The organism is Streptomyces malaysiensis subsp. malaysiensis (genome assembly GCF_040653035.1).
In the GTDB taxonomy this organism is placed as follows: Bacteria; Actinomycetota; Actinomycetes; order Streptomycetales; family Streptomycetaceae; genus Streptomyces; species Streptomyces malaysiensis.
In genome coordinates this window covers 1-1,046 of the sequence record NZ_JBEZNG010000096.1, presented here as the reverse complement: position 1 = coordinate 1,046, position 1,046 = coordinate 1, and the positions used below count along the sequence as shown (strand labels likewise).

The 1,046-nt window shown below is 64.3% G+C and carries 1 protein-coding gene; it reads right to left on the bottom strand.

Annotated features, from left to right (window positions below):
* On the bottom strand, positions 1–980 hold a 980-nt coding region (locus tag AB0E24_RS45945; RefSeq protein WP_359386049.1), incomplete at its 3' end, for an MDR/SDR family oxidoreductase.
* Between the last annotated feature and the right edge of the window lie 66 nt (positions 981–1,046).

Below are 1,046 nucleotides of genomic sequence, written 5' to 3'. Positions count from 1 at the left end.
GCACTCAACGACTCCACCATCACGTCATCCAACACACCCGCCGCATGCACCACCCCCGACACCCCACCCTCCAACGACGACAACACCCCCGCCAACGCATCACGATCCGCCACATCACAAGCGGCGATCCGCACCTCAGCACCCGCGGACTCCAACTCCGCCACCAAACCCTCCACCCCCGGCGCATCCTCACCCCGACGACTGAGCAACAACAACCGCCGCACACCCCGCTCAACCACCACATGACGCGCCACCACACCACCCAACACACCCGACGCACCCGACACCACCACCCAACCACCACCACCATCCACCACAGACGGCACACTCAACACCAACTTCCCCACATGCCGCGCCCGCCGCATCACACCAAACACCTCACCAGCCCGCCGCACATCCCCCACCCCCACCGGCAACAACTCCAACACACCCGCCTCAAACAACCCCACCACCTCACGCAACACCTCACCCATCCGCTCCACACCCGCCTCCGCCAAATCAAACGCCCGATACCACACCCCACCAAAAGCCTCCGCCACCTCCCCCGCATCCCGCACATCCGACTTCCCCATCTCCACAAACCGCCCACCCGGCCGCACCAACCGCAACGACGCATCCACCAACTCCCCCGCCAACGAATCCAAAACCACATCCACACCCGAACCAAACACCCGCTCAAACTCCACCGAACGCGACGACGCAATCCGCTCCCCAGACACACCCAACCCCCGCACCACCGACCACTTCGACTCACTCGCCGTCGCAAACACCTCCGCACCCAAATAACGCGCCAACTGCACCGCCGCCATCCCCACCCCACCAGCAGCCGAATGCACCAACACCGACTCCCCCGCCCGCACACCCGCCAAATCCACCAACGCGTAATACGCCGTCACAAACGCCACCGGCACCGAAGCAGCCTGCTCAAAACTCCACCCCACAGGCACCCCCACCACACCCCGCACATCCACCACCACCACCGACCGAAACCCATCCCCCCACACACCCATCACACGATCACCAACACACACCTCAGTCACACCAGA